Genomic DNA, 23,589 nt, shown 5'->3' on the forward strand with positions numbered 1-23,589 from the left:
GAATTGAATACTGGGGCTGCTGTGCAGCCCCAGGTGATCACCTCAGTAGCGGGTGATGTCAGCGTTGGCTTCCAGCTGCTTGCGGTACGCAGCGAAGTCCTGCTGGCCGGCGCGGGAGGCAAGGTAGCGGCGGATCTGCTGCTTCTCTTCGTCAGTCGCTGCAGTGCCTTCGTTCACGCCCTTGAGTTGCAGCACCACCAGGCTTCCGTCACGCAGCACCACGCTGCCATAGACTGGCTTGTCCTTGGCCTGAGGCTTGCCCAGACGGAAGAGCGCCTGCAGTTCAGCCGGGTCGATCCCGTCCTCGCCACGGGTCACCGCCTCATAGGCCTTCCAGCCCTGGCCTTCGTGCACGCTGCCAGCAGCGATGGAACCGTCACGCAGGCCGGCGATCAGCTTGTCCGCCTTGGCTTTGAGTTCGGCAGTTGCCTTTTCCTTGGCCAGGTGGTCGCGGATACTCTTGGCGACTGCCTCCAGCGGCAATTGCTCAGGCTTGCGGTGCTCCTTGACGCGCAGCACCACGGTGGTTTCCGGGTCCAGCTCGATGGCGGTGCTGTTGGCACCCTCCTCCAGCACTTCTTCGGAGAATGCAGCCTGCACCACGGAACGGTTGGCGGTGATGCCCTCGCCGCCTTCACGACCGAACGGCGCGGAGGTATGTACCTTGAGGTTCAGGTCCTGGGCAGGTTGCCCAAGGTCGGAAGCCTCGTAGGCCGCGTCCTGCAACTGCTTGCTGGCATCCACGTAACGCTGCTCTACCATTGGCGTTTTCAGGTCACGGGTCAGCTTGTCTTTCAGGCTGGCGAAGCTCGGCACCTCAGGCGCCTCCACACCCAGCAGCTTGATCAGGTGGTAGCCGTACTCGGTACGCACCGGAGTAGAGACCTGGCCATCGTGCAGCTTGTACAGCGCCTGCTCGAATGCCGGGTCGTAGACCCCAGGGCCCGCGAAACCGAGGTCGCCGCCGTTGCTGGCCGAGCCAGGGTCCTGGGAATACTCCTTGGCCAGCGCGGCGAAGTCCTCACCTTTGGCCAGGCGCTTCTCGATCTCTTCAGCGCGGGCCTTGGCCTGGGCGTCGGTGACCTTGTCGTTGACCTCGATCAGAATGTGGGCGGCACGACGCTGTTCGGCAAGGTTGGCGATTTCCTTCTCGTACTGCGCCTTGAGTTGCTCGTCAGTAACCTTGGCCTGGTCGAAGAATGCCGACTTCTTCAGCTCGACATAATCAATCACCACCTGGTCGGGTGACATGAATTCCTTGGCGTGCTGGTCATAGTGCTGCTTGACCTCTTCATCGCTGACCTTCACCGAGGCCGGGTCGACCTTGAAGGTGAGGGAGGCAAAATCGCGGGTCTGCTTTTCCAGGCGGGCGAATGCATCTACCTGCTGGTCGGTCACGAAGCTGCTGCCGGCCAGGCCGGTACGCAGTTGCCCGATGAGCATTTCTTCGCCGAGCATGTCGCGGAACTGCATGCGGCCATAGCCCATCTGGCGGATGACCTGATCGAAGCGGTCGGCACTGAACTTGCCATCGACCTGAAATTCCGGCGTCTGCAAGATTACCTGGTCGAGGGCAGCATCGGAGAAGGCGAACTTGGCATCCTTGGCGCCCTCGAGCAGCAGCTTGCGGGCGATCAGGCCCTTGAGTGCCTCTTCGCGCAGCAGCTTGTCATCCAGCAGCGCAGGGTCGAAGTCCTTGCCCAGCTGTTGCACCAGCTGGCGGCGCTGCATGTCGGCTGCCTGGCTCAGTTCGTTCTGGCTGATGGTTTCGCCGTTGACCTTGGCGGCGTCCTGGCTATGGGTGGCGGCTTGGAAGATGGCTTCGAAACCGGTCAATGCCATCAGAACGACGATGAGGCCGATGATGGTCTTGGCAATCCAACCTTGTGAATTGTCCCTGATATTTTGCAGCATGCGTCCCCCAGAGACGGCTGTACCACTGCGTCGACAACCGCGGAGCGTGGGTAGAGTCCTGATAAAAGAAAGGCGCATCCGAGGATGCGCCTTTTCTTAGCAAACGTGTCAGGCGAGAACGTTTGCGCCTCGCCTTCGGCGTGCTCGAACCGGGCATTGCCAGGTTCGGCTGAAAGAGACGACTTGTTAGTTAACGGCGTCTTTCAGACCCTTGCCAGCCTTGAAGCCCGGCACCTTGGCAGCGGCAATCTTGATCGCCTTGCCGGTTTGCGGGTTGCGGCCAGTGCGCTCAGCGCGGTCTTTTACAGTGAAAGTACCGAAGCCCACCAGTACCACATCGTCGCCTGCTTTCAGGGCACCGGTCACAGACTCGATGACTGCGTCCAAGGCGCGACCAGCAACAGCTTTCGGGATGTCAGCGGATGCGGCGATAGCGTCAATCAGTTCCGACTTGTTCACTCTAAGTCCCCTTATCTCTCTAATGAGTATGTTTCTAAGTATGTAATCAAAAACGTTTGAAACGTACGCTGGGTGGCCTGATGACAATAGCGTGCCGCTTTATAGCAAGGCCCCGAAAATACTGTCAAGAAAAGCCCCCCAGCCTAAAACTGCTAGTGCGTGCTGATTCTTTCCTTAGCATCGCTGTCGCGCTTTTCGTCCTTGGCGACAATCTCGGAAGCCACATCTGGCAAGGGCTCCGGGGCGTATTGCAGCGCAATTTGCAGGACTTCGTCAATCCATTTGACCGGTTTGATCTGAAGATCCTGTTTGATGTTTTCAGGAATCTCCTTCAAATCGCGCACATTCTCCTCCGGGATGATCACCGTCTTGATGCCGCCACGGTGAGCCGCCAGCAGTTTTTCCTTCAAGCCGCCGATCGCCAGTACCTGCCCGCGCAGGGTAATTTCGCCGGTCATGGCGACGTCGGCGCGTACGGGTATCTGGGTCAGTGCCGATACCAGCGCCGTGCACATGCCAATGCCAGCACTCGGGCCATCCTTGGGTGTAGCACCCTCGGGCATATGGATGTGAACGTCATGCTTTTCATGGAAATCAGCAGCGATCCCCAGGCTACGCGCCCGGCTACGCACAACCGTCTGCGCGGCCGTGATCGACTCGACCATGACGTCACCCAGCGAACCGGTCTTGATCAACTGGCCCTTGCCAGGGATGACCACGGCTTCGATGGTGAGCAGTTCACCGCCAACCTGCGTCCAGGCAAGGCCTGTGACCTGGCCGATCTGGTCCTTCTGCTCCGCCAGCCCGTAGCGGAACTTGCGGACACCCAGCAGGTGCTCAAGCTGTTCGCCAGCCACCTTGACCTTTACCTGCTTCTGGCCAGTATGTTCCTTGACCACCTTGCGGCAGACCTTGGCAATCTGCCGCTCCAGGCCACGCACGCCAGCCTCGCGGGTGTAGTAACGGATGATGTCACGGATCGCCGATACGTCGACCTCCAGCTCGTCCTTCTTCAACCCGTTGGCCTTGACCTGCTTGGGTACCAGGTACTTGACCGCGATGTTGATCTTTTCGTCCTCGGTGTAACCCGGCAGGCGGATGATCTCCATACGGTCCAGCAGCGCTGGCGGAATGTTCATCGAGTTGGAGGTGCACAGGAACATCACGTCCGAAAGGTCGTAGTCGACCTCCAGGTAATGGTCGTTGAAATTGTGGTTCTGCTCGGGGTCAAGCACCTCGAGCAGCGCCGAGGCCGGGTCGCCACGCATGTCGCTGCCCATCTTGTCGATTTCATCGAGCAGGAACAGCGGGTTGCGCACGCCCACCTTGGTCATCTTCTGGATCAGACGGCCCGGCATGGAGCCGATGTAAGTGCGGCGGTGACCGCGGATTTCTGCCTCGTCACGCACGCCGCCAAGGGCCATGCGCACGAACTTGCGGTTGGTTGCTGCAGCGATGGACTCTGCCAGCGAGGTCTTGCCGACGCCGGGTGGGCCAACCAGGCACAGTACAGGGCCACGGATTTTCTTGACGCGTTTCTGTACGGCAAGGTACTCAAGAATGCGTTCTTTGACCTCTTCAAGGCCATAGTGGTCGGCATCGAGGATTTCCTCGGCCTTGGTCAAGTCCAGGCGCACCTTGCTCTGGGCCTTCCACGGCACCTGCACAAGCCAGTCGAGGTACGAGCGCACCACCGTGGCCTCGGCCGACATCGGTGACATCTGCTTGAGCTTGTTCAGCTCGGCCTGAGCCTTGGTCATGGCATCTTTCGGCAGGCCGGCGGCTTCGATGCGCTTTTTAAGCTCTTCGACCTCGTTGTGGCCCTCGTCACCATCACCGAGCTCTTTCTGAATGGCTTTCATCTGCTCATTCAGGTAGTACTCGCGCTGGCTGCGCTCCATCTGCTTCTTGACCCGACCGCGGATGCGCTTCTCGACCTGCAACAGGTCGATTTCGGCGTCCAGCAGCGCCAGTACGTGTTCGACACGCGCCGACAGGTCGACAATCTCCAGGATCTCCTGCTTCTGCTCGATTTTCAGCGCCATATGCGCAGCCATGGTATCAACCAGGCGGCCAGGCTCATCGATGCTGTTAAGCGATGACAGGACTTCGGCGGGGACTTTTTTGCCCAGCTGCACGTACTGCTCGAATTGCGAAAGCAGCGTGCGCACGAACACTTCCGACTCACGCTCCGCAGCGTCGGTTTCATCGATCAACGACACTTCGGCACGCACATGGCCATCGACTTCGCTGAAACGCTCGACTGCACCGCGCTGCTCACCCTCGACCAGCACCTTGACGGTGCCATCCGGCAGCTTGAGCAGTTGAAGTACAGTGGCTACGGTGCCGACGCGGTACAGCGCGTCCTCGCCCGGATCGTCATCGGCCGGGTTTTTCTGGGCCAGCAGTAGAATCTGCTTTTCGCCCGTCATCGCCGCCTCTAGGGCTTCGATGGACTTTTCACGCCCCACGAACAGCGGGATGACCATGTGCGGGTAAACAACGACATCGCGCAATGGCAAAAGAGGCAAGTCGAGGGTGGTCTTCATGATTTCGCCTCTACAGCGGCCCTATGGCCGGAAAACGTTGGAAATTATGCTTGGACCTAATGTGGGGGCATGCCTGCGAAATTACAAGCGCTAGCGCAGGAAAAGCAAAAAGGGGCCCGTGGGCCCCTTATGCAGGTACTTCAACCGACCATGCCCGTATCAGGCGTCGGGTGCGGCCTTGGCTTGCGGCTCGCTGTTTTCGTAGATCATCAGCGGCTGCGAAGTGCCTTCGATGACGCTCTCATCAATGACCACCTTGCTGACATCCTTCGAGGAAGGGATCTCGTACATGGTGTCGAGCAGAACGCCCTCGAGAATGGAGCGCAGACCACGAGCACCCGTTTTGCGCTCAAGGGCCTTGCGTGCCACGGCCTTGAGCGCATCAGAGCGGAACTCAAGGTCGACGCTTTCCATTTCGAACAGCTTGGCATACTGCTTGGTCAAGGCGTTCTTCGGCTCGGTCAGAATCTGGATCAGTGCAGCTTCGTCCAGTTCGTCAAGCGTCGCCAATACGGGCAGACGGCCGACAAATTCCGGAATCAGGCCAAACTTGACCAAGTCATCCGGTTCGACTTCACGCAGCGACTCGCCAACCTTCTTGCCTTCTTCCTTGCTGCGCACTTCAGCGCCAAAGCCCATACCACCCTTGGTAGAGCGGTTCTGGATGACCTTTTCCAGGCCGGAGAACGCGCCACCGCAAATGAACAGGATATTGCGGGTATCAACCTGCAAAAATTCCTGCTGCGGATGCTTGCGGCCGCCCTGCGGCGGCACCGAGGCAACGGTACCCTCGATGAGCTTGAGCAGCGCCTGCTGCACGCCTTCACCCGAAACATCACGGGTAATCGACGGGTTATCAGACTTGCGCGAGATCTTGTCGATTTCGTCGATGTAGACAATGCCCATCTGGGCCTTCTCCACGTCGTAGTCACACTTCTGCAGCAGCTTCTGGATGATGTTTTCGACGTCCTCACCCACATAACCGGCTTCGGTCAGGGTGGTGGCGTCTGCAATGGTGAACGGTACGTTCAACAGGCGAGCGAGGGTTTCTGCAAGCAATGTCTTACCCGAGCCGGTAGGCCCGATGAGCAGAATGTTGCTCTTGCCCAGTTCGACTTCGTCGCCCTTTTTGTCACGCTGATTCAGGCGTTTGTAGTGGTTGTACACCGCTACGGCAAGCACCTTTTTTGCGCGCTCCTGACCAATGACGTACTGGTCAAGGATGCCGCTGATTTCTTTCGGCGAAGGCAATTTGTGCGCGCTGCTCTCGGCCTGGGCTTCCTGCACCTCCTCACGGATGATGTCGTTGCACAGGTCGACGCACTCGTCGCAGATAAATACCGAGGGCCCGGCAATCAGTTTGCGCACTTCGTGCTGGCTTTTGCCGCAGAAGGAGCAATAAAGCAATTTGCCGCTGTCCTCGCCGTTACGGGTGTCAGTCATTCGATCGATCCAATCCGGTAGGCTTGCAACACAAGATGAAGGCAATTGCGGGCTTTTTCAAGTCCGCAGGCAGGCGCCATGTGCGCCCACCTGCTCTGGCTGCCGGGGTCAGGAAGCCAGTTGCCGCTTGTCGTATACCGAGTCGATCAGGCCGTACTCGGCCGCGCGCGAGGCGCTCATGAAATTGTCGCGCTCGGTGTCACGCTTGATGGTTTCCAGGTCCTGGCCTGTGTGGTACGCCAGCAGCTCGTTCAGGCGGGCCTTGATATTGAGGATTTCCTGGGCATGGATCTCGATATCGGTAGCCTGGCCCTGGAAGCCGCCCAGTGGCTGGTGAATCATCACGCGCGAGTTAGGCAGGCAGTGACGCTTGCCCTTGGCACCGGCAGCCAGCAGGAACGCACCCATGCTGCAGGCTTGGCCAATGCAGATGGTGGAAACGTCCGGCTTGATGAACTGCATGGTGTCGTAGATTGACATACCTGCGGTCACCGAACCGCCCGGCGAGTTGATGTACAGATGGATATCCTTGTCCGGGTTTTCCGCCTCAAGGAAGAGCATTTGCGCAACGACCAGGTTCGCCATGTAGTCTTCTACCGGGCCAACCAGGAAAATCACACGCTCCTTCAACAGGCGCGAGTAAATGTCGTAAGCACGCTCGCCACGGGCGGACTGCTCGATAACCATCGGGACCAGGCCGCCTGCAGCCTGGATGTCAGAGCTCTGCTGAATAAAAGAATTGCGGGACATGTCCTGCGCTCACTCCCAAATAGTCATGGCTTGAATACGCACAAGCCAGCGCGAAGGCTGGCTTGTGGGGGTTTCCTACGAGAAGGGCCCGTTACTCGGCTTCGGCGGGTGCCTCGGCAGGTTTAACGGCTTCTTCGTACGAGACCGACTTGTCGGTCACAGTCGCTTTCTGCAGAACAGTATCTACAACTTGTTCTTCCAGCACAACCGAACGAACCTCGTTCATCTGCTCGTCGTTCTTGTAGTACCAGGCGATGACCTGCTCAGGCTCCTGATAGGCCGAGGCCATTTCTTCGATCATCTCGCGAACCTTGGCTTCGTCTGGCTTCAGCTCGTTCTGCTTGACCACTTCGGCCACGATCAGGCCCAGTACGACGCGGCGCTTGGCCTGCTCGTCGAACAGCTCGGCCGGCAGTTGGTCAGGCTTGATGTTGCCACCGAACTGCTGAACAGCCTGCACGCGCAGACGGTTGACTTCGTTTTCCAGCAGCGCCTTTGGCACTTCGATCGGGTTGGCGGCCAACAGACCGTCCATGACCTGGTTCTTGACCTTGGTCTTGATCGCCTGGCGCAGTTCACGCTCCATGTTCTTGCGAACTTCGGTGCGGAAGCCTTCCAGGGTCGATTCCTTGATGCCGAATTGAGCGAAGAACTCTTCGTTCAGTTCTGGCAGCACAGGTGCCGCAACGCTGTTGACGGTGATGGTGAACTCGGCGGCTTTGCCAGCCAGGTCCAGGTTCTGATAGTCCTCAGGGAAGGTTACGTTCACGACGCGCTCTTCGCCCGCCTTGGCGCCTACCAGGCCTTCTTCGAAGCCAGGGATCATGCGGCCCGAACCCAGAACCAGCGGGGTGCCTTTGGCCGAACCACCTGGGAAGGCCTCACCATCTACCTTGCCTACGAAGTCGATGTTGACCTGGTCGTCGTTCTGGGCGGCACGCTCGACGGCCTCGAAACGCGTGTTCTGCTTGCGCAGCACTTCCAGCATGCTGTCCAGGTCGGAATCAGCCACTTCGGCGCTCAGGCGCTCGACCTTGATGGTTTCGAGGCCAGCTACGGTGAACTCGGGGAACACTTCGAAGATAGCGACGAACTCCAGGTCCTTGCCTTTTTCGAAGGACTTGGGCTCGACGGCAGGGGCGCCAGCCGGGTTCAGCTTCTGCTCGACGATCGCTTCATAGAAGGAAGCCTGGACCAGGTCACCGAACGCCTCTTGACGGGCATCGGCTTCGAAACGCTGGCGGATCACGCTCATCGGCACCTTGCCTGGACGGAAACCGGCAACCTTGGCGCGCTTGGCAGTCTGCTGCAGACGCTTGTTGACTTCGTTCTCGACGCGCTCGGCCGGAACGGCGATGGTCATGCGGCGCTCGAGAGCGGAAGTGTTTTCAACAGAAACTTGCATGGATATTCCTCGTTGCACAGACGTTAGCCGGCGTTTGCCCGACTCCAGAATCAAGGGCAAGCATTCTAGTGAGTCACGCAGCAGAAGTCACCCCACCCGGGATGCCCCCTGGACGACGCCGGTCGATTGGCTTTAAAGGCTCAGGCGGCAAGCCGCCGAACCTGTCTCAATAGGGGCCGCAGGACGCCCAGGACGGTCTGCGGCCGAAATATCTTGTTCAATAACTACCTTCAACGACATCGCTACCTTTATACAGGGTCGATTTCGTTGAAATGGCAGTACTCCTCCCAACCCATGCCCAGCGCCTCTGCCACCTCCCGGTGGGTTTCCAGGCGCATCGCCTGCAGTTGCTCGGGGCTTTCGGCAATCAACTGCAGCGCCAACTCCCAAGGCTGAAGGCCTTGCTCATGAGCGGCATCTTCGAACGCCCACTCGATTTGCTGCGCCTGCTCATGCGCATCAAGCTGACGGACCTCTTCCAGCAGTTGTGGATGGGCCTGGGCAAAGCGCTGCAGCGCAAGGGCCTGACGGGCTTCTTTTGCAATCATCGGGCTGCTCCTCTGCCGACTCAACGGGCCGGGATTTCAACTGGCTGAAATCTAACAGCTTTTATTGGGCCCTCACCAGCGGATTGCAAGGGCCGGGCAGTGATTTGCCCCGAAAATACTTGCCATGGGCTGCGCGCGACGCGCAACAAAAAAGGCGCCTGGTCCATGACCAAGGCGCCTTTCGAAAAATGGGGTGGACGATGGGAATCGAACCCACGACAACTGGAATCACAATCCAGCGCTCTACCAACTGAGCTACGCCCACCATGTTGCGGTGTTGCGGTACTGCCTTACAGAAGCATGGTGCGGACGAAGAGACTCGAACTCTTACAGCTTGCGCCGCTGGAACCTAAATCCAGTGTGTCTACCAATTTCACCACGTCCGCGTAACGCTTAAAACAAAGGCGCCAGATGCTATCGCGGCGCCTTTGAAGAATATGGGGTGGACGATGGGAATCGAACCCACGACAACTGGAATCACAATCCAGCGCTCTACCAACTGAGCTACGCCCACCATATTGCATTACAGCCTACTTGCTTGCCAAAGCTGCCTAAGTGGCGCACCCGGCAGGACTCGAACCTGCGACCATCCGCTTAGAAGGCGGATGCTCTATCCAGCTGAGCTACGGGCGCTTAAGCATGAAGCCTAACCGAACGAGAAGTTTTGCAGGCTGCTGCCAAACGGCTCATTCTGCCCGACTTCGCCAACCAGTGCTAGGCTGTGCCCGACAAGTGCGGCGAATCTTATAGGCGACCCTGTAGGTCGTCAACACCTTTTTCAAAAAAATATAAATTATTGAAGGGGTTAGGGCATTTGCCCGACCACCCGCCTTTGCCCTTGGCCGATGTCGTGCGAGAATGCGCCCTCTTTATTGTTTCCTTCTCGATGGTTAATCACGCGTCTATGACTGCACACCTAATCGATGGCAAGGCGATCGCCGCCAAGCTGCGCCAGCAGATCGCTCAACGTGTCGTGGAGCGGCGCCAGCAGGGCCTGCGTACACCGGGGCTGGCAGTGATCCTGGTCGGCACCGACCCTGCCTCCCAAGTCTATGTCTCGCACAAGCGCAAGGACTGCGAAGAAGTCGGCTTTATCTCCCAGGCGTTCGACCTGCCTAGCCAGACCACCCAACAAGCACTGACCGAACTCATCGACCGCCTCAACGATGACCCAGCCGTCGATGGCATTCTGCTGCAGTTGCCACTGCCGGCGCACCTGGACGCCTCACTGCTGCTCGAGCGCATTCGCCCGGACAAGGACGTGGACGGTTTCCACCCTTACAACATCGGTCGCCTGGCCCAGCGTATCCCGCTGCTGCGCCCGTGCACACCCAAGGGCATCATGACCCTGCTCGAGAGCACCGGTCAGGACCTGTACGGCATGAATGCCGTGATCGTCGGCGCCTCCAACATCGTTGGCCGGCCGATGGCCATGGAGCTGTTGCTTGGCGGCTGCACCGTGACCGTCTGCCACCGCTTCACCCAGGACCTGGCTGGCCACGTTGGCCGTGCTGACCTGGTGGTCGTGGCTGCCGGCAAGCCGGGGCTGGTCAAGGGTGAATGGATCAAGGAAGGTGCCATCGTGATTGATGTGGGCATCAACCGCCAGGAAGACGGCAAGCTGGTCGGCGATGTGGTCTACGAGACCGCCCTGCCCCGCGCCGGCTGGATCACCCCGGTGCCAGGCGGCGTCGGGCCCATGACCCGGGCCTGCCTGCTGGAAAACACCTTGTATGCAGCAGAAGAGCTGCACGGCTGATACTGTTGGCCACCCACGACGGCACCTCATGCAGGTGCCGTTTTTTTTGCCTTGCATTTGAGCAGCAGCCAAGCTGCCGGGTAGCTGGCAAGCAGATTGCAACCCGATACGTTGCACTGTGCAGTCACTCCGGCATGCGGTTCGGCAAAAACCGCTATACGCACCGTAGTAGAGCCCGGCCCACTGAAGTGCACCACAACTGGTCAGACCGGTAAGGCCAAAAACCCTTGCATTGCAGGATATTTCGGGGTTTTATGACCACGCGCTGAACAAACCGGTAAGACCACAATAATTAAGTCCTGCGCTCTTTCGCCCCGTGCGGCCATCGAAGCAAGGACACCGATCAGAGATCACTTCCATGCTCAAATGGTGCTCGCGTTCGATCTTTCTTCAAGTCGTGTTAGGCCTCGCCCTCGGCGTCGTCTGCGGACTCAGCTTCCCCGACCTTTCCCTGCAACTCAAACCCTTGGGTGACGGCTTTATCAAGCTGATCAAGATGCTCATCGGCCTGATCGTCTTCTGCGTGGTAGTGAGTGGCATCTCCGGCGCAGGTGACCTGAAGAAGGTCGGCCGCATCGGCCTGAAATCGGTGATCTATTTCGAGGTGTTGACCACACTGGCCCTGGTTATCGGCCTGGTGTTCGCCTTCACCAGCGGTATCGGTACCGGTGCCAACATTCATCTGGACCAGCTGTCCAGCGCCGACGCCAGCAGCCTGGCGGAGCGCGGTCAGCACATCCATGGTGCCACCGCCTTCTTCATGGACCTGATCCCCAACTCGGTGGTCGGGGCCTTCGCCGACAACAATATCCTGCAAGTGCTGCTGTTCTCGGTACTGTTCGGCAGTGCACTCAACCTGGTGGGTGATTCGGCGGCCGGCATCTCGCGGCTGATCAACGAGCTGAGCCATGTGATCTTCCGCATCATGGGCATGATCGTGCGCCTGGCGCCCATTGGCGTATTCGGTGCCATCGCCTTCACCACCAGCAAGTACGGCCTTGAATCGCTGCAGCACCTGGGCGGCCTGGTAGCGTTGTTCTACCTCACCTGCGCAGGGTTCGTGCTGATCGTGCTGGGCACCGTGATGCGCTTGTCTGGTCTCAAGCTGCTGCCCCTGATCAAATACCTGCGTGAAGAGCTCACCATCGTGCTGGGCACCGCTTCGTCCGACGCCGTGCTGCCACAGATCATGCGTAAGCTGGAACATCTGGGTATCGGCAGTTCCACGGTGGGGCTGGTGATTCCTACCGGCTACTCGTTCAACCTCGATGGTTTCTCCATCTACCTCACCCTGGCCATCGTATTCATCGCCAACGCGACGGGTACGCCGCTGGAAATGACCGACCTGCTGACCATTTTGCTGGTGTCGCTGGTGACTTCCAAAGGCGCTCATGGCATCCCAGGCTCTGCACTGGTGATTCTGGCGGCGACCTTGACCGCCGTGCCGGCGATACCGGTGGTTGGCCTGGTGCTGGTACTGGCTGTGGACTGGTTCATGGGCATCGGCCGGGCGCTAACCAACCTGATTGGCAACTGCGTCGCCACAGTGGCCATTGCACGCTGGGAAAAGGACATCGACCTTGAGCGGGCCAACAATGTGCTCGACGGCAAACCCGGCTTTGCGCACACACCCCGCAAGCAACCAGGCACCCATCAACAGGACTTTTGAAAGCGTGCGGCCGGCCCCCCGTGCCGGCCCTCCAAGGAGCGAACTTTGATCAGCTCATCCACCGTCGTCAATTCAGTGGTTGAAAAACTGCGCCAGGCCCTGGCCAGAGGCCAATGGCGCAGCGGCGACATGCTGCCTGGCCAGCGCGAGCTGGCCGAGCAAATGGGCATCAGCCGGCCGAGCCTGAGAGAGGCGGTAACCGTTCTGGAAACCCTGGGCCTGGTCAGATCATTGCCAGGCAAAGGCGTACTGGTGCTCGACGGTGAGGGTGCAGTTCAAGAACGTAACCTGGACACCGGCGCGGCGGCGAGCCTTGCCGATGTGCTGGAGCTGCGCTACACCCTGGAGCCGTTCATCGTCGGCCTGGTGGCGCAATCGGCCAACAGCCAGGACATCGGCCAATTACGCCTGACCCTCATGGACATGCGCGAAGCACTGGAGGCGCACGACAGCGAGGCGGGGGTAAAAGCCTACATCGCTTTTCACGAAGCGCTGTTCGCCCTTACCACAAACCCGATCTTCCAGAGCGTGGTGCAACAAACCGGCAACGCCCTCAAGCAGAGCGCCGACATGCTGCGCAACTCACCGGAGCATCTGGCAGCGCGGCTGAAAGAAAATGAAGCCGTGGTACGCGCCATACGCGAACGCAGCAGCGCGCAAGCCAGCGCGCAGATGCGGCAGCACATTCTGGCAGAAGGGCTGCGTATGGGTATTGCCCTGAATGTACCCGATGAGCACCCGACCCCTTGACCCCAGGAGAGCGACGATGAACGGCGCCCACCCTTTGCCTGCCCTGCTTGCTGCGGGGGAAACCCGGCTCTCGGCCGAGCAGATCTACCCGCGGCTGTTCGATGCGATCCTCGAACAGCGCTTGCCGCCCGGCAGCCTGCTACCCGAACAGGCTCTGGGCCATGCTTTTGGCGTCAGCCGTACGGTCATTCGCCGGGTACTTGGGCGCCTGTGCGACCAACAAGTGGTGGTGCAACGCCCTAGCCACACGGCACACCTGGCGGCGCCCGACCCTGAGCAGGCACGCCAGGTGCTGAGCGCCCGGCGCCTGGCCGAAACCACCTTGATTACCCTGGCGGCCGAACGTGCCCGGCCAGCGCAGGTGCGCCAGCTTCGCCAGTTGGTAGAACGCGAACGCCAGCACCACGACAATGGCGAGCGCTGCGCAGCCATCCGGCTGGGCGGCGAGTTTCATCTCAAACTGGCGCAGGTGGCGGCCAATGCCCCGCTGGCGCGCTTTCTCAACGGGCTGGTACCGATGACCTCGCTGATCATCGCCCGCTACGAATCCCCCTGCTGCGACCACTGTGCATGGCAGGAGCACGCCGCGATCATCGATGCGGTGGAGCAAGGCGACGCGCCCGCTGCGCTGGCACTGATGCACAAGCACCTCGACCGGCTTGAAGGCAAGCTCCAACTAAGTTGAGCAGTGGGCGGCGCCGGATAAACACCTGATCAGACAGGCGCCATGGCTGACGTTGGCAGGCCGAACAGCCGGTCGAATGCCCAGTTGTAGGCAAAGGTGTAGCACGGCACCAGGATGATGAACGCCATGTCTACCAGCAGCGCCTCCACAAGGGTCATGCCTAGCCACCAGGCAATCAGCGGTATCAGGTACACCACCAGCGTCAGCTGGAAACCGATGGCATGCACGATGCGCCTTGCCACGCTGCGCCCACGCGTGCGCTGGCGGCTTTCCCAATACTCGAACACCGTGTTGTAGATCAGGTTCCAGAGCATGGCGATGGTGGTGATCATCACCGCCAGCGGGCCAGTGTGAGACGCCTGGGTGTCAGACAGGTAAGCGAGCCCGAGCGTGGACATGCACAACCCAATCAACTCGTAGAACGTCACATACACCAGCTTGCGTTTCAGACCCTGCACAGCGCTTTCCTCCAACATCACGACATGATTGCGCGAAGTTTGCTTCACCCTGCTTGACAGTAAAAGTCAGCAGCTGTCAGATGAGCTGACAGGAGAGCCCGATGAATTTTTCCAGCGACAATATTCAGCTGTTTCTGAGCGTACTCGACCAAGGGTCGTTCTCAGCGGCCGCACGCACACTCAAGCGCGTACCCTCAGCTGTGAGCATGGGCATTGGCAACCTGGAGGCCGAGCTTGGCTACAGCCTGTTCGACAGGGGCGCAAGGGAAGTGCGCCCCACCGCGCAGGCCTTGGCACTGGAGCCGCATGCCAGGCTGATAGCCGAGCAACTTGGGCTGCTGCAGGTGCATGCGTTGGAGTTGTCGCGCGGGCTGGAAAGCAGCCTCACGCTGGCGGTAGCCCCTGATATCGATCACGGCCCGCTGCTGGCGGCCATCGCCCGGCTGGGTGAACGCTATCCCCTGCTGGACATCACCTTGCTCAGCGCCCCTCAGGAAGAAGCGCTGCAATTGCTGGACAGCGGTCGTGCAGACCTGTGCGTGGCCTTCGCCGGTTTGCAGGTGGAGGGCCACCGCGGCTTTCAATTCATAGGTGAAGAGTCGCTGGTAGCGACCCTGGCCCCCACCCACCCTGCCCTGGACGGCGGCGCCATACACTACCTGGAGGACCTGACCCGGGTTCGGCAGATTCTGGTGCGCAGCCGCGACCTGCCGTTGGCAGACCCGCGCCCCCTGATCGGCGCCGCGCATTGGTCCACCGACAGCTTTGACCTTGCCCTGCAGATGGTCCAGGCCGGCCTGGGCTGGGGTGACCTGCCACTGTCCAGGGTGGCGCCATTGCTGGCCAGCGGCCGGCTGGTGAGGCTGCACTTTCGCAACACACGCAACGCGCTGCAGCTGCCGGTGCATATCCTCTGGCGCAAGCAGCAGCCGCTGCAACAAGCTGCGCGGCTGCTGATCGAACAGCTGGCAGCCTGCTGAACGCCGTTTGTCGAAACGCCCTTAAGAAATTTCCGTAGGTGTATCAACCTTTTACCGGGTGAGCCGATACCCCGGTCGACAGGCCCCGCAGTGCGTCATGAGCGCACGGCGCCCTCCCCTCATTGGCTCAAGGTCTCGAAACATGAACCTGAAATTTCGCCACAAGATCCTGCTCAGCGCCTGCGGTGTCGTGGTGCTGGCATTCGCCCTGTTCACCCTCTACAACGATTATCTGCAACGCAACACCATCCGCCAGAACATCGAAGCCTCGGTGGAACAGTCGGGGGCGCTGACGGCCAGCAGTGTGCAGAACTGGATGGGCGGGCGCATTCTGGTGCTGGAAAACCTGGCCCAGGATATTGGCCTGCTGGGCGCCGGCAACGAGCTGGCCGGGTTGATCGAGCAGCCCTCGTACACTCGCAACTTCCTCTTCACCTACTTTGGCCAGGCCAACGGCAACTTCACCCAGCGCCCCGATGCACAGATGCCCGCAGGTTATGACCCCAGGCAGCGACCATGGTATGGCGTGGCTGCCAGCGCAGGGCAGACTGTACTGACAGCACCCTACCAAGGTGCCGTAGGCGGCCTGATGGTAACCGTCGCCGTGCCCGTCAAGAGCAAGGCCAATGGCGAGATGATGGGCGTGGTGGGGGGCGACGTGAGCCTCGATACCCTGGTCGAAATCATCAACTCGGTCGACTTTGGCGGCATTGGCCACGCCTTCCTGGCAGACAGCACTGGCCAGGTGATCGTAAGCCCCGATAAAGACCAGGTCATGAAGAACCTGAAAGACATTTACCCCGGCAGCAACCTGCGGGTCGCTGCAGGCATGCAGGATGTCACCCTCAACGGCCAGGAGCGCCTGATTTCGTTTGCTCCGGTTGCCGGCCTGCCGTCGGCGCAATGGTACATTGGCCTGTCGATCGACAAGGACAAGGCCTACGCCGCACTCAGCCAGTTCCGCACCTCTGCAATCATTGCAATGCTCATCGCCGTGGCGGCCATCGCCGCTGTGCTCGGCATGCTGATCCCGGTGCTGATGCGGCCGCTGACTACCATGGGCCGTGCGATGCGCGATATTGCCGAGGGCGAAGGCGACCTCACCCGCCGCTTGGTGGTGCAGAACCAGGATGAGTTCGGTGAGGTGGCAGCCTCCTTCAACCGGTTCGTCGAACGCATTCATGCGTCCATCAGCGAAGTATCGTCGGCCACGCGCCTGGTTCACGACCTGTCCGAGAAAGTGGTCAGTGCATCCAACGCGTCCATCAATGGTTCTGAAGAGCAGAGCATGCGCACCAACAGCGTGGCCGCAGCGATCAACGAGCTGGGGGCTGCGACCCAGGAAATTGCCCGCAATGCCGCCGATGCATCGCAGCACGCCAGCGGCGCCAGCGAGCAGGCCCATGGTGGCCGGGCGGTTGTCGAAGAGGCGATCAGCGCCATGACCGCCTTGTCGCAACGCATCAGCGAGTCCTGCGCGCAGATCGAGACGCTCAACGCCAGTACCGATGAAATCGGCAAGATCCTCGACGTGATCAAGGGCATCTCCCAGCAGACCAACCTGCTGGCCCTCAACGCGGCAATCGAGGCAGCACGTGCAGGTGAAGCGGGCCGCGGGTTCGCCGTGGTGGCCGACGAAGTGCGCAACCTGGCACACCGTACCCAGGAGTCGGCAGAAGAAATCCACCGCATGATCACCAGCCTGCAGGTGGGTTCGCGGGAGGCCGTGCACACGATGAACACCAGCCAGGTGTCCAGCGAGCAGACGGTACAGGTTGCCAACCAGGCGGGCGAACGCCTGGCCAGCGTCACCCAGCGGATCGGTGAAATCGATGGCATGAACCAGTCGGTCGCCACCGCTACCGAAGAGCAGACCGCTGTTGTTGAAAGCCTGAACCTGGACATTACCCAGATCAACGCGCTGAACCAGCAAGGGGTGGAAAACCTCAACGAAACCCTGCTGCACTGTGACCAGCTGGCTCAGCAGGCCGGGCGCTTGAAGCAACTGGTGGGCAGCTTCAGGATCTGACCCAGCAGGGGTGGCGCAACCTGGCGCCACCCCTGGTTATAACCTAATAACGAACAAGTCTATTTGGCTATAAAAAAATCTATATGCTGGCTGCATCCGATAACGGGCAAAGCTGGGCAGTCGAGTAGCGTATGGATGTAGGTTCTTTTGGATTCACCATTGCAGGGCTGGTTGTAGGCTTCATCGTCGGCATGACCGGGGTAGGTGGCGGCTCGCTGATGACCCCGATCCTGTTGTGGTTCGGCATCAACCCGGCCACGGCCGTTGGCACCGACTTGCTCTACGCGGCCATCACCAAGGCCAGCGGCGTGTGGGTACATGCGCGTAACAAGAACATCGACTGGAAGATAACGGGCCTGCTCAGCCTGGGCAGTGTACCGGCCGCGGCGCTGACCCTGTGGTTTCTCAGCACTCTGCACACAGACACCACGGCGGTGAACGCCATCATCAAGCAGGGCCTCGCTGTGGTGTTGATCCTCACCGCGCTGGCGATCCTGTTCAAGTCCCGCCTGCAGGCCTTTGCCAGCCGCCATGCCGGCGACCACTATCACCTGAGCGACCGTAGCCTCAATACCCTGACCATCCTCACGGGGGTGGTACTGGGCGTGATGGTCACGCTTACGTCCATCGGCGCCGGTGCCTTGGGCACGGTGGCGCTGTTCCTGCTCTACCCTTTCCTGATCACCCGTCGCCTGGTAGGCACAGAGATCGCCCACGCCGTCCCGCTTACGCTGGTGGCCGGCCTGGGGCATGCCGGCATGGGCAACATGGACTGGTCGCTGCTGGGTTATCTGCTGCTGGGTTCGTTGCCAGGCATCTACCTGGGCAGCCATCTCACCGGACGGATCTCGGACCGTGTGCTGCGCCCCTGCCTGGCTGCGATGCTGTTGCTGATCGGCTACAAGCTGGCGTTTTGAGGCTCAGCTGACCCGCAGGCGCCACTGACCGGTAAAGGCGAGCTGCAGGCGCGATAATGGCAGGATGTCGATGCGCTGGGCTGCACTGAGTGGGCAGCCCAGCACCTGTACCAGCACAGCGCGTATCACCCATGGGTGAGTCACTGCCAACCACGCCCCTGGCCTGTCGAAGGTCACCAGCCATGCCGCCATGCGCTGGCACAGCGCAGCGAAGGACTCGCCACCGTGCACCGTGCTGGCCGGGTCCTGCAGCCAGTCAGCAAGCGCCTGCGGTTGCTCTGCCTGCAACTGCTTCAGCGGCATCCCCTGCCAGTCACCGAGGTCGCAATCGGCCAACAACGGCGCTACCCGTGCGTTTCCGAACCTGCTTGCCGTTTCGCGTGCGCGCTGCTCAGGTGCTGTGATCACGTGTGTATCTGGCGGCGTCTCGAAGGCTTGCCAGGCTGACTGGACCAGGAGGTCGCCAGGTGCGGGCAGGCACCCGGCCTTCTGCGACTGGGTCAAGGCATGGCAAACGAGGGTAAGGTGCGTGGCTTTCAATGCTGAGGTCTCGCGGAAACAAGCGTACGGTTTAGCACGCCTGCTGCCCGGACATCAAAGGCAGCCGCCCCAGGAGCGGGGCGGCCGGTGCGTCAGAAGTTGATATTCAATGCCATGAACAGCGCCCTGCCCGGCTGGTTGTAGGTGTTGGCACCTGAGGTGCTGGCATTGCCACCGCGCAGGATCTGCTTGTCGAATACGTTGTTCACACCCACCCGCACATCGTAGTTGGCATTGAATGTGTAGCCTGCACTGACATCCACCAGGCCGTAGGCGTCTACATCCTGCTGCGCACTGGCATCGTAGTCCTGTTGGGTGCGGTAGTTGTAGGACGGCGACTTCTGCTTGCCGAACCAGGTCCCCGCCACCTGCAACGACAGCTGCTCGGTAGCGCGCCAGTCCAGGGTAGTATTGACGGTGAAGCGCGGGATCACCGAGAGCGGCTCCCCCGTTTCACGGCTGTGGTTGTCCAGCATCCAGGTTAGGTTGGTATTCCAATCCAGGGTGGGCGTCAATTCGACGAAGTAGTTGCCCTCGATGCCCTCCACGCGCGCCTTGCCGGCGTTGTCCCACCGGGTCACACGGCTACCTGTGCCGAGGGTATACAGCACATCGGTATCGCCGATGATCTTGTTTTTATAGTCATTGCGAAAGTACGTGGCACTGGTGCGCCAGCTGCCTTGGTCGTATTGCAGCCCGATTTCCTTGTTGACGCTGATTTCAGGCTTGAGGTCCGCGTTACCCTGCAGGTAGCAACCGCCCCGGTTGGTTTGCAGGACACTGCAGCCGTTGCCTCGGCTGTACAGCAGGTAATTGGGGTTCGACTGGTACAGGTTCGGGGTCTTGTAAGCCCGTGCGATGCCGCCCTTGAGCGACAATGCGTCAGTCAGCTTGTGCGAAAGGTTAAGGCTGGGGCTGAAGTTGTCGCCGAAAGTTTCGTGGTGGTCGAAACGCAGGCCAGGCGTGACGGTCGTATTGCCAACCACGATGTTGTCTTCGACGAAAAACGCATGGCTGCGGGCCGTCATCTTGGAGTTGCTGCGCTCGAAGCCGGCAATACTTCCATCCCCGGCAGGGTCAGAACTCTGCGGGCGTAACGAGCCTTGGTCATTGAGCGCCTCGTACAGGTACTCGCCACCCAGGGTCAGTACGTGTTCGGTGCTGCCCAGTGCAAACGGCAGGTTCACCTCACTGCTCAACCGGGTGTTGCGCAACCGCGACATGGCAGCGCCTTCGCCACTGGGGGCACCCTCCGTGCGGCCTGCCAGGCCTTCGTTGAGGCGCCAGTTACGGACGTACTCGTAGCCTAGCGAGGTTTTGCTGGTGCCCCAGGTGAAATCCCCAAGGTGCGTGAGGTCGTAAGTGCTGCGCTGCATGATATTGGTTTCATGGCCATAGAGGCTGGACACAAAATCGACATCACCACCGCCGTTGCTGTTCATGGTATCGCCCGCGAACACATTGCCCTGACGGCTGTAGCCCGCACTGGCTTCGAGACGATGCTCATCGTTAAGCCTCAAGCTCGCCAGGCCATTGATGTCCTTGTTGCGCACACCTTCGCGGCCCGCCACCAACGCGCTGGTGGCGTGGCCGTCGTTGATGTCCAGGTCGTCGGCATCGGTTTTGGCCAAGCCCCCGTAAACCCGCAGGCCAAGGTTTTCGGTAAGGCCGCCGCTCAGGTTGAAGTTGGCCCGCCGGCTGGCGCCTTCGGCGCTGTCTTCAGGCAATTGGGTGTACAGGCTCACGCCACCCTTGAGTTCATCGGAAGGGCGTTTGGTGATGATGTTCACCACCCCGCCCATGGCGCCTGAGCCGTAGCGGGCGGCAGCCGGACCGCGCAGGATCTCGATGCGCTCGACTGCCTCGGCCGGCACCCAGTTGGTTTCCCCACGGGTGTCACGGTCGCCGTTCCAGCCATAACGTACCGCGTTGCGGGCGTTGGACGGCTTTCCGTCGATCAAAATCAAGGTGTTTTCAGGGCCCATGCCGCGCAGGTCGATCTGCCGGTTGTTGCCCCTCGCACCGCTTGCACTGTTACCGGTCAGGTTCACACCCGGCTCGCGGCGGATGATATCGGACAAGTCATTGGCTGGTGGGTGGCGCTTGATGTCTTCAGCCGTGATGATCGAGGTGCCCAGTGCTTGCCGGGCTTCACGCTCGGCTGTGATCAGTGTGTCCTGAATCACCAGGGCGTTGTCGGCAGATTGGGCATTCAGAACCTCACCCTTATCGTCGGTCGAGGTGGCGGTGGCCATCACGGCCGGTGACACCAGCGAGAAAAGCACCAGGGCCAGGCTGTTGGGTGAAGTTCTGCACTGCATCGGTACATCTCCTGCTGTTCAAGGGCGAAACGGCGCACCCGGGGTCACCGGGAGCCCTCGCCCACCGGCCCGCACTGCTCGAGTGGCCAACAGGGATGGAAAATACATTTATTCTCAATTGTGTTTATATCGTATTTACGAAATTTACACCTTCGCAACGGAACCTTCTACAAAGCTGCGACAAGCGTTCACAAGGGCTCCATGCCCCAGGCTCCCTGGCCATCCAAGCGCAGTCGATGGGTATGCAGCCCGGCGAGCGTACTGCGGTGCCCCACACTGACAAGCAAGGCGCGTGGCATCTGCTGCCGAAGCAGGGAATACATGGCGTGTTCCAGGCCCTCGTCCATTGCCGATGTGGACTCATCGAGAAACACCACCGCAGGGCGATTGAACAGTACGCGTGCGAAGGCAAGACGCTGCTGTTCACCGAGGGACAGCACGCCTGACCAGTCGCATTGGGTGTCGAGCTGGTCGCGCAAGTGGCTCAGGCTCACCTGGCTCAGCACCTGCGCCACCCGCTGTTCATCACTGAGCGAGTAAGTGGCCGGGTAAGCGATGATGGTGCGAAGATTCCCCAAGGGCAGGTATGGGCGCTGTGAAAGGAACAGCGCATGCAGGCCTGGAGGACGCCGCACCGCACCGTCAGCGTAAGGCCACAGACCTGCCAGCGCGCGTAGCAACGTGGTCTTGCCGCTGCCCGAAGCACCCTGAATCAACAGTGCATGGCCAGCACGCAGGTCCAGATGGAGGTCTGAGATCAGCGGGATGCCGTCCGGACGCCTGACCTGCAACCCCTCAACATGCAGCCCATCGGGCTGGTCGCTCACCTCGGGGCGGGGTAACGCCCTCGCCTGCTGGTTAGCATTTAAAAAGCCGGTCAGACGATTCAGGGTGGCCCGGTACTGGGCAAATGCATCGTAGGACTCACGGAAGAACGACAGCGAATCTTGCACCTGACCAAACGCCTGCGAGGTCTGCATCACATCGCCCAGCTTGATCGCACCACTGAAAAACCGGGGAGCCTGGAGAATGAAGGGGAACACCACTGCAACTTGGCTTACCCCCAGGTTGAAACCGCTGAACTTGAGGTTTCTGAAAACAAGCGCCCAGGCATTGAGGATCAATGCGCCGAACCGGCCTAGCAGCGTGTGTCGCTCAAGCGTGCCACCTTGATAGAAAGCGATGTTCTCCGCGTTCTCGCGCATGCGCATCAAGGCGTAACGGAAGTTGGCGGTGAGTTTTTCGTTGAGGAAGTTGAGCTTGATGAGTGGCTTACCCAAGCGGAAGGCTACCCAGGTGGCCAATAGCACGTACACGTACACTGCAAACACCATGGCCCTTGGGATGTCGATACCGGAAACCGTCAGCGGCGCCGATAACCCCCAGAGGATGCCGGTAAAGGCGACCAGTGAAACCAGAGCGCTCACAGCCCCTAAGGCCAGCGTCAGGGAGCTGCTGACGAACACGCTGGCATCCAGCTCGATCCGCTGATCCGGGTTGTCCACGGGCTCACTCACGAAACGACCTCGGTAGTAGGCGTCGTCCTGGGTCCAGTCACGGGTCAGGCGCTCGGTAAGCCAAACCCTCCACCTGATGCTGAAAGCCTGGCTAACGTAGAAAGCGACCAACGAGCGCAGCACGTGGATGGTAGCCAGTATCGCGAACACGCCAAGCAGTGACCAGAACGCAGTTTGGTCAAGGCCCTGCAGCGCACTGTAGAAGCCGTTGTACCAGTATGAAAACAGCACTTCCAGGCGGACCGAAAACAGCGTCAGTATCAGCAGCGCAGCGAAGCCCAGCAGGGGCTTCCAGCTGCGCCTGGGGTTGAAATACGGGCCTGCCACCTGCCAGAACTGCTGGCCCCAGCGCGCGTAGCGAACAGCCAGGGCCGCCGTGATGGCGAAGCAGACGAACGTAATAAACGAGGCAATTGCAAGCCAGGTCAGGCTCTGTTGCAGGGCCTGGTGCCAGTTCATTTCCATGATGAAGTACCCTTGCGGAGTTTCCGCGAGCGTAGCATCGGCCCAGCAGGCATCAGGCATAGATGACGCAGGTTTCATGTTTGCGCCAAGGTTTAATAACCCACAAAGACAAAACCCCTACCTGCCTGCGCAGATAGGGGTTTTGCGAAATGAATCTTGACGATGACCTACTCTCACATGGGGAAACCCCACACTACCATCGGCGATGCATCGTTTCACTGCTGAGTTCGGGATGGGATCAGGTGGTTCCAATGCTCTATGGTCGTCAAGAAATTCTGTTGCCAGAAGGTCTTGGTAGACACTCCAGCGAATCCGGATATGTGATGTTTGTGAATCGCGAACTTTCGGTTCGTAGCGTCTTCACCACCGCAATCTGCTTAAGCAAATTGCTTGGGTGTTATATGGTCAAGCCTCACGGGCAATTAGTATTG

Annotated in this window: 18 protein-coding genes, 4 tRNA genes and 1 rRNA gene; 7 read left to right on the forward strand and 16 right to left on the reverse strand. The window is 60.1% G+C overall.

Annotation, left to right across the window (positions count from 1 at the left end):
• Positions 1-42: 42 nt before the first annotated feature.
• The 11 genes from IAE36_RS04555 to IAE36_RS04605 all read right to left on the reverse strand — a co-directional run bounded on the left by IAE36_RS04555 (position 43) and on the right by IAE36_RS04605 (position 9,701).
• Positions 43-1,914, reverse strand: coding sequence for a SurA N-terminal domain-containing protein (locus tag IAE36_RS04555; RefSeq protein WP_201210569.1), 1,872 nt, complete (start codon positions 1,912-1,914; stop codon positions 43-45).
• A gap of 186 nt (positions 1,915-2,100) precedes the next feature.
• Entirely contained in the window at positions 2,101-2,373 is a 273-nt protein-coding gene (locus tag IAE36_RS04560) for an HU family DNA-binding protein (protein WP_028634541.1), read from the reverse strand.
• A gap of 152 nt (positions 2,374-2,525) precedes the next feature.
• Positions 2,526-4,922: an endopeptidase La gene (gene lon, locus IAE36_RS04565; RefSeq protein WP_060481158.1), complete on the reverse strand. Its 2,397-nt coding sequence runs from the start codon at positions 4,920-4,922 to the stop codon at positions 2,526-2,528.
• A 159-nt stretch (positions 4,923-5,081) separates the two neighbouring features.
• Entirely contained in the window at positions 5,082-6,365 is a 1,284-nt protein-coding gene (gene clpX, locus IAE36_RS04570) for an ATP-dependent Clp protease ATP-binding subunit ClpX (protein WP_028634543.1), read from the reverse strand.
• A 108-nt stretch (positions 6,366-6,473) separates the two neighbouring features.
• Positions 6,474-7,115, reverse strand: coding sequence for an ATP-dependent Clp endopeptidase proteolytic subunit ClpP (gene clpP, locus IAE36_RS04575; protein ID WP_023536171.1), 642 nt, complete (start codon positions 7,113-7,115; stop codon positions 6,474-6,476).
• 91 nt (positions 7,116-7,206) lie between these two features.
• Complete coding sequence (gene tig / locus IAE36_RS04580) at positions 7,207-8,520, reverse strand: trigger factor (protein ID WP_201210571.1); 1,314 nt, start codon at positions 8,518-8,520, stop codon at positions 7,207-7,209.
• 248 nt (positions 8,521-8,768) lie between these two features.
• The gene (locus IAE36_RS04585) at positions 8,769-9,068 is read right to left on the reverse strand and encodes a DUF6388 family protein (RefSeq protein WP_201210573.1); all 300 of its coding nucleotides are present in this window, start codon (positions 9,066-9,068) and stop codon (positions 8,769-8,771) included.
• A gap of 189 nt (positions 9,069-9,257) precedes the next feature.
• Positions 9,258-9,333 (reverse strand) — tRNA-His (locus IAE36_RS04590).
• Between the two features lie 36 nt (positions 9,334-9,369).
• A tRNA-Leu gene (locus tag IAE36_RS04595) sits at positions 9,370-9,454 on the reverse strand.
• A gap of 52 nt (positions 9,455-9,506) precedes the next feature.
• A tRNA-His gene (locus tag IAE36_RS04600) sits at positions 9,507-9,582 on the reverse strand.
• 42 nt (positions 9,583-9,624) lie between these two features.
• Positions 9,625-9,701 (reverse strand) — tRNA-Arg (locus IAE36_RS04605).
• A 271-nt stretch (positions 9,702-9,972) separates the two neighbouring features.
• On the opposite strand from IAE36_RS04605, the gene folD reads away from it, so the two are divergent.
• The 4 genes from folD to IAE36_RS04625 all read left to right on the forward strand — a co-directional run bounded on the left by folD (position 9,973) and on the right by IAE36_RS04625 (position 13,931).
• The gene (gene folD / locus IAE36_RS04610) at positions 9,973-10,827 is read left to right on the forward strand and encodes a bifunctional methylenetetrahydrofolate dehydrogenase/methenyltetrahydrofolate cyclohydrolase FolD (RefSeq protein WP_028634546.1); all 855 of its coding nucleotides are present in this window, start codon (positions 9,973-9,975) and stop codon (positions 10,825-10,827) included.
• A 358-nt stretch (positions 10,828-11,185) separates the two neighbouring features.
• The gene (locus tag IAE36_RS04615) at positions 11,186-12,496 is read left to right on the forward strand and encodes a C4-dicarboxylate transporter DctA (RefSeq protein WP_028634547.1); all 1,311 of its coding nucleotides are present in this window, start codon (positions 11,186-11,188) and stop codon (positions 12,494-12,496) included.
• A 45-nt stretch (positions 12,497-12,541) separates the two neighbouring features.
• Positions 12,542-13,246: a FadR/GntR family transcriptional regulator gene (locus IAE36_RS04620; RefSeq protein WP_201210575.1), complete on the forward strand. Its 705-nt coding sequence runs from the start codon at positions 12,542-12,544 to the stop codon at positions 13,244-13,246.
• 16 nt (positions 13,247-13,262) lie between these two features.
• Positions 13,263-13,931, forward strand: a complete 669-nt coding sequence (locus IAE36_RS04625) for a GntR family transcriptional regulator (protein WP_201210577.1) — start codon at positions 13,263-13,265, stop codon at positions 13,929-13,931.
• A gap of 29 nt (positions 13,932-13,960) precedes the next feature.
• On the opposite strand, the gene IAE36_RS04630 is transcribed toward IAE36_RS04625, so the two are convergent.
• Positions 13,961-14,389 carry a PACE efflux transporter gene (locus IAE36_RS04630; RefSeq protein ID WP_201210584.1) on the reverse strand — a complete coding sequence of 143 codons (429 nt, stop codon included), beginning with the start codon at positions 14,387-14,389 and terminating at the stop codon, positions 13,961-13,963.
• Positions 14,390-14,490: 101 nt separating this feature from the next.
• On the opposite strand from IAE36_RS04630, the gene IAE36_RS04635 reads away from it, so the two are divergent.
• From IAE36_RS04635 to IAE36_RS04645, 3 genes are all read left to right on the forward strand, one after another.
• The gene (locus tag IAE36_RS04635; protein WP_201210586.1) at positions 14,491-15,369 is read left to right on the forward strand and encodes a LysR family transcriptional regulator; all 879 of its coding nucleotides are present in this window, start codon (positions 14,491-14,493) and stop codon (positions 15,367-15,369) included.
• Between the two features lie 142 nt (positions 15,370-15,511).
• A complete protein-coding gene (mcpA, locus tag IAE36_RS04640) occupies positions 15,512-17,398 on the forward strand; it encodes a methyl-accepting chemotaxis protein McpA (RefSeq protein WP_201210588.1) in 1,887 nt (628 codons plus the stop codon).
• A gap of 131 nt (positions 17,399-17,529) precedes the next feature.
• Positions 17,530-18,315 carry a sulfite exporter TauE/SafE family protein gene (locus IAE36_RS04645; protein WP_028634553.1) on the forward strand — a complete coding sequence of 262 codons (786 nt, stop codon included), beginning with the start codon at positions 17,530-17,532 and terminating at the stop codon, positions 18,313-18,315.
• Between the two features lie 3 nt (positions 18,316-18,318).
• Here IAE36_RS04645 and IAE36_RS04650 read toward each other — a convergent pair whose 3' ends face one another.
• The 4 genes from IAE36_RS04650 to rrf form a co-directional block, all read right to left on the reverse strand.
• The gene (locus IAE36_RS04650; RefSeq protein WP_201210590.1) at positions 18,319-18,855 is read right to left on the reverse strand and encodes a histidine phosphatase family protein; all 537 of its coding nucleotides are present in this window, start codon (positions 18,853-18,855) and stop codon (positions 18,319-18,321) included.
• Positions 18,856-18,947: 92 nt separating this feature from the next.
• Positions 18,948-21,176 (reverse strand): TonB-dependent siderophore receptor, encoded by a 2,229-nt coding sequence (locus IAE36_RS04655; protein WP_201210592.1) that lies wholly within the window; start codon positions 21,174-21,176, stop codon positions 18,948-18,950.
• A 188-nt stretch (positions 21,177-21,364) separates the two neighbouring features.
• Positions 21,365-23,158 carry an ABC transporter ATP-binding protein/permease gene (locus IAE36_RS04660; protein WP_201210594.1) on the reverse strand — a complete coding sequence of 598 codons (1,794 nt, stop codon included), beginning with the start codon at positions 23,156-23,158 and terminating at the stop codon, positions 21,365-21,367.
• A 154-nt stretch (positions 23,159-23,312) separates the two neighbouring features.
• Positions 23,313-23,428: ribosomal RNA gene (gene rrf, locus IAE36_RS04665) — 5S ribosomal RNA — on the reverse strand.
• Positions 23,429-23,589 lie beyond the last annotated feature (161 nt).

The sequence above is a fragment of the Pseudomonas sp. S36 genome (assembly GCF_016647875.1).
Classification (GTDB): domain Bacteria; phylum Pseudomonadota; class Gammaproteobacteria; order Pseudomonadales; family Pseudomonadaceae; genus Aquipseudomonas; species Aquipseudomonas parafulva.